The following is a 4,883-nucleotide window of genomic DNA, read 5'->3' on the forward strand; positions in this document are numbered from 1 at the left end:
CTCAGAGACAGATTTTGGACTTCTTTTGGACATGATAAAACTCCCCTTATCGTTTCTAGTGAAAATTTTTGTTTTTTCACTGTCCACTATAAGGGGAGTATATCATAGGGTTAGGGAGGTTTTTGTCGTTTAAAACTGTCAAAGATGGGAATTTTACCAAAAGTTTTTCCTTCTGGCAAGTCTTTTAAACCAATTTTTAACTATTTTAGGAAATTTCAAAAACTCCCAAAAACCATTTCAAAAACTAAAGTGCTGATGCACCCGAAGCTACATCAGATGTGACCCTTGCTCCAAATCCCCCTCTTGAAGGACTGCCCAAGCTATCAGAAACCCTTTCTTTACCAGCAAGAACTTTCTCAGAAAGCCCTGAGGTCACTAGAATCCTGCCATCCAGCCCAATCAGAACCGCTTCGATACCATCCGTTTCTTCTACCATCTTATAAATCCGAGTTATTTCTTGGCCAAACAGTCGAGTCGTCCAAATCTCACCATCAACAGATTGTTTGGACACAATGGTCAAACTAGCCAGCTGCGACTCGATTGGATAGCCAGTCTCAGGACTCAAAATATGATGATAGGTCTTTCCATTCACGGTAAGGGTTCTTTCGTAAATACCAGAGGTGACTACCGATTCTTCTCCTATTTTGAGAACGAGGGCATTTTCACCACGTGGTTTCTGAGGATCCTGTATACCAATTCGCCAATAGCCATCTGCATTGTGAGGAGCTTGACCAAAGGTCAGGACATTGCCACCCAGGTTAATCAAGCCAGCCTCCACACCTATTCTTTTCAAGAAGTCAACAATCTTATCAGCTACATATCCTTTAGCCAGAGCACCCAAATCAATCGCCATGCCCTCTTTTCTCAAATAGACTGTCTGTTCCTCATCATCTAATTCAATGTCCCTTGGATTGATGAGTTGGAGTTTTTCACTAATCATTTCTTGGGTTGGAAGTTTGGCATCGCTAAATCCAATCCGCCAGCTTTGCACAAGGGGACCAATGGTAATATTCAAAAAAGATCCCTGAGCCAGACTGTGTTCTTTGCCCAATTTAATCAATTCATACAGGTCATCAGCAACAGGAACCGCCTGAACACCTGCATTGAGGTTGACCTCCATCAATTCAGAGGTCAAGTCATTGGCAGAAAACCGATCCTTGTAGAGATAGAGCAACTCTTCTACCTGATCCAAAATCGGTTCTGCCTGTCGATGCCAGATTTTTGTTTCAATGACAGTGCCCATTAAACGAAGGGAGCGACTACTTGCTTGCATTCCTCACTACCTCTTGGATTTCTTGGTATATTTGCTCATTTTCGGAGAGTGAATAAGAGTTAGCACCACTTGCTAGTGGGTGGCCACCGCCATCATGACGTTTGGCAATCTCGTTGATTGGAAGATACTTACTGCGCAAACGGACTCTGTAATTTCCGTCAGTTTGTTCCACAAAAATCCCCCAAGATTGAACGATTCCAATCCGTCCTGGCGCACCTACGATAAAGGAAGTGTCCGCATCGGTCACCCCGTATTTTTCGAGAATGTCCTGTGTCAAAACGACACGTGCCGCACCATGTTCATCCACCTCTAAGTTGTCGTAGACGTAACCTGTCAACTTGGCAATCTTGAAATCGATGGTATCCATTTGGCGAGACATCCTTGCAAAGTCAAAATCTTCTTGGCGGAGACGAGCAACAATCTCAAAGGTGCGCGAGCTGGTTGCTGGATAGAGAAAGCGGCCAGTATCGCCCACAATTCCTGCATAGAGTAGACGAGCAATCTCTCCATCGAGTTCTAGTTGGCATTGGATGGCCAGTTCCGTAATCATTTCACTGCATGAGCTGGCTTCCGTATTGACCCAGAGCAGGTCACCATAAGGCTCTTCATTGGGGTGATGATCGATTTTAATCAAGAAATCTCCTTGAGTATAACGGTCGTCATCCACACGCGCCGTATTGGCAGTATCTGTCACGATAACCAAGGCTCCTTGATAATCTTGGTCTGCAACTACGTCCATTCCTGCCATCCAAGCAAGATTTGGTTCCTCAAAACCGGTTACCTTGATGGTTTTTTCAGGAAAATTCTTCTGCAAGAGTTTCTGCAAGCCAACTTGACTACCAATGGCATCCGGATCTGGTCGTTTATGTCGGTGAATAATAATCGTGTCGTATTCGTGAATTTTTTCAATAATTTTACTGTAAATTGTCATAGCAACTCCTTTTCATCATTTTAGCATAAACTTCCCCTTTTGAAAATGATAGGAGTGTGGTATAATGGGATTACTATGTAATTTGGAGGAAATTATGGCACTAGCAAAAATAGTTTACGCTAGTATGACTGGTAACACAGAAGAAATCGCTGACATCGTCGCCAGTAAGCTAGAAGAGTTGGGCGTTGAAGTACAGGTTCATGAATGTACGACTATTGAAACAGAAGAAATCTTGGATGCTGACCTTATCGTGGTAGCCAGCTACACCTACTCATACGGTGGAGACGGTGAACTTCCAGATGAAATTGTTGATTTCTATGCTGACTTAGCTGACTTAGATTTGACTGGTAAAGTGTATGGTGTGTGTGGATCTGGTGATACCTTCTATGATGACTTCTGTAGTGCAGTAGACGATTTCGATGTCATGTTGGGTTCACGTGGTGCAACTAAGGGTGCTGAAAATGTTAAGGTAGATCTTGCCGCTGAAGATGAGGATATTGTTAACCTTGAGCAATTCGCAACTGACCTTGTTACAAAATTAGATACTTTGAATTAATTGACAAACAGACTGGCTTATCAATAGGTCTAGTCTGTTTTCTTTTAGCCAATTATTAAGATTGTACACCTATTGTTTGCAATCTTTATTTTTTTGATATATAATTAACTGGTTAAGTTTTAAAAAAGGAGAATTTTATGGCTAAAAAATCAAAAATGGCCCGCTATCAGAGGCAATTGGAATTAATCGAACGTTACGCAGATTTGCGAAAAAGTCTCAAAGAAAAAGGTGACTACCAAGCACTCAGAAAATTGCCTCGCGACTCAAATCCAATTCGGCTGAAATACCGAGACCGGACAGATGGCCGTCCGCATGCTTATATGCGAAAATTCGGTGTGAGTCGGATTACCTTCCGTGAATTAGCCCATCTTGGTCAACTCCCTGGGGTTAAAAAAGCAAGTTGGTAAACATTCTTAACAAGGCTGGTTTTCCGCCTTGTTTTTTGCTATACTAAAAACCAACTGAAACAATCTTTGGAGGAGTTAATAATGGATTTAGACATGATTCGTTCACAAATTAATCAGCTTGATGAGGAACTTGTTGCACTATTAGAAAAACGAATGGAGTTGGTCGACCAAGTTACAGCCTATAAACGAGCAACAGGTAAGCCTGTTTTGGATACCAGCCGAGAAAAAGCTGTCCTTGAAAGAGTTGGAAAATTAGTCCAAAAGGATGATTACCGCTCTGCTATTCAAGCGACCTTTAGTGATATGATGGCCCAATCAAGAGCATATCAATCTTCCAAGTTAGCAAATCATGAGTAATAAAATGAAACATGCCATCCAACTCCTTTTCTTTTCTTGCTTAATTGGAGTCGGTGCAGGAATAATCACCACACTTTTTGGGAAAATTCTACTAGGGATTGGAGACCTACGGTCTGAATATTTTACATATCTAATCCCCTTTCTACCACTTGCAGGTGTGTTGATTGTTTTCATTTATCAAAAATGGGGAAGGGAACTCCAAGCAGGCATGGGCTTAGTCTTCAAAGCTGGACAAGGGGAGAAAGCGCAAATTTCTTCAGTTCTCATTCCGCTCATCATCTCTACAACTTGGCTCAGTCATCTTTTTGGCGCTTCCGTTGGTCGCGAAGGTGTAGCTGTCCAACTTGGAGCCAGTCTCTCACATTGGTTACAAAAACATGGTTTCACACACTTGCCCAAAGATATGATAACAAAGATTGGTATGGCCGCAGGTTTTGCAGGGCTATTTCAAACACCATGGGCCGCTAGTTTCTTTGCCATTGAGGTATTAATCGTTGGCCAATATTCTTGGACTAGTCTCCCCTATTGTCTAGTTGCCGCTTTCACGGCTTCTACTACTTCCCATTTATTGGGATTAGAGAAATTTTCGCACACTATTTCATCTTTTTCATTCCAGTTTACAGATAGTTTCAAATGGCTATTTATTGCTCTTTGCTTCGGTTTCATCGGTAATCTATTTGCCTGCTTTTTGGTACAAGCAAAAAATATCTCAACTCGATGGCTTCCAAATCCTTACATTAAAATAGCTATCATGGGAGTCGGACTGACCGTTCTACTATTCTTCTTCCATCAAGGTCGTTATGCTGGTTTAGGAACCAATTTGATTGATGCCAGTTTAGCTGGGGAACAGGTGTTTGCTTACGATTGGCTACTAAAACTCCTGCTCACCTGTCTTTGTTTGGCTGCAGGTTTTCAAGGGGGCGAAGTTACCCCACTCTTTGCGATTGGAGCAAGTGCTGGGGCTGTTTTAGCAGGATTACTAGGACTACCAACTGAATATGTTGCTGCCCTTGGGTATTGTACTGTCTTTGGAACAGCCACCAACACCTTACTGGCTCCTCTCTTCATTAGTTATGAAGTATTCGGTGCAAATATCCTGCCCTATGCTATTCCTGTACTTGCCATAGCTTATCTTATAAACAAAAAACAGACTATTTATGGGGTACAGGTGAGATGAAAGTATTGGATTCATAATTTGCCCCTTTCTTGCCCCTCAGTCACATTTTAGCCAAACCAAAACCCTTGAAAATATTATGATATACTCCCCTTATAGTGGACAGTGAAAAAACAAAAATTTTCACTAGAAACGATAAGGGGAGTTTTATCATGTCCAAAAGAAGTCCAAAATCTGTCTCTGAG

The 4,883-nt window shown here is 41.9% G+C and carries 6 protein-coding genes; 4 read left to right on the top strand and 2 right to left on the bottom strand.

The annotated features are described in order from the left end of the window. Window positions 1-244: 244 nt before the first annotated feature. Together K6V43_RS11125 and K6V43_RS11130 are read right to left on the bottom strand one after the other, a co-directional pair. Window positions 245-1,273 (bottom strand): FAD:protein FMN transferase, encoded by a 1,029-nt coding sequence (locus K6V43_RS11125; protein ID WP_222383129.1) that lies wholly within the window; start codon window positions 1,271-1,273, stop codon window positions 245-247. Beyond that, window positions 1,260-2,204, bottom strand: coding sequence for a DHH family phosphoesterase (locus tag K6V43_RS11130; protein WP_136670344.1), 945 nt, complete (start codon window positions 2,202-2,204; stop codon window positions 1,260-1,262). Before K6V43_RS11130 ends, K6V43_RS11125 begins: the two co-directional genes overlap by 14 nt. Window positions 2,205-2,298: 94 nt before the next feature. On the opposite strand from K6V43_RS11130, the gene K6V43_RS11135 reads away from it, so the two are divergent. The 4 genes from K6V43_RS11135 (at window position 2,299) to K6V43_RS11150 (ending at window position 4,701) form a co-directional block, all read left to right on the top strand. After that, window positions 2,299-2,760, top strand: a complete 462-nt coding sequence (locus tag K6V43_RS11135) for a flavodoxin (RefSeq protein ID WP_222383130.1) — start codon at window positions 2,299-2,301, stop codon at window positions 2,758-2,760. Between the two features lie 137 nt (window positions 2,761-2,897). Next, complete coding sequence (rpsN, locus tag K6V43_RS11140; RefSeq protein WP_172055696.1) at window positions 2,898-3,167, top strand: 30S ribosomal protein S14; 270 nt, start codon at window positions 2,898-2,900, stop codon at window positions 3,165-3,167. 81 nt (window positions 3,168-3,248) lie between these two features. Beyond that, entirely contained in the window at window positions 3,249-3,524 is a 276-nt protein-coding gene (locus tag K6V43_RS11145) for a chorismate mutase (protein WP_024392381.1), read from the top strand. Further along, window positions 3,517-4,701: a chloride channel protein gene (locus tag K6V43_RS11150; protein WP_172055695.1), complete on the top strand. Its 1,185-nt coding sequence runs from the start codon at window positions 3,517-3,519 to the stop codon at window positions 4,699-4,701. Before K6V43_RS11145 ends, K6V43_RS11150 begins: the two co-directional genes overlap by 8 nt. The last annotated feature ends 182 nt before the right edge of the window (window positions 4,702-4,883 follow it).

The sequence above is a fragment of the Streptococcus suis genome, from assembly GCF_019794615.1.
GTDB lineage: Bacteria > Bacillota > Bacilli > Lactobacillales > Streptococcaceae > Streptococcus > Streptococcus suis_AI.